Consider the following 379-nt stretch of genomic DNA (forward strand, 5'->3'; position numbering starts at 1 on the left):
GGGGTCGCATTGTAAACGTAAATTACGGTGAGAATGTAGGGTTTGAAAAGAATTTAACACGTCCTTCTATAATCGTATCGGTCGATAGCAGCAATCAATCCAGTGGGAACGTCCTGGTCATTCCGATGACTAAAAAGACGAACAAAGCCAAAGGTGGTCGTCCGTTCCGATTATTAAGGAGTCAATACTTGCTTTTGAAAACGAACTACACGGGATTGGCTTTCGATTCTGTGGTCCAATGTGAAGACATTCGATCAGTTAGCAAAGCACGTTTAGGGGATCTGCTGGATACGGTTACTAAGGAAGATATGAAAGAGATAGACAAGCGTCTAAGTTACATTATCGGATTGTAGTCATCTTGACTTTTTGAGGATTTTCT

General features: G+C 41.4%; 1 protein-coding gene. It reads left to right on the plus strand.

Annotated elements, in window-relative coordinates; translation table 11 throughout:
• A partial coding sequence (locus tag H2672_RS19320; RefSeq protein WP_186674022.1) for a type II toxin-antitoxin system PemK/MazF family toxin occupies positions 1–353 on the plus strand: 353 nt, incomplete at its 5' end.
• Positions 354–379: the final 26 nt, after the last annotated feature.

Origin of the sequence: Sporosarcina sp. BP05 (assembly GCF_014282005.1) — a bacterium.
GTDB lineage: Bacteria > Bacillota > Bacilli > Bacillales_A > Planococcaceae > Sporosarcina.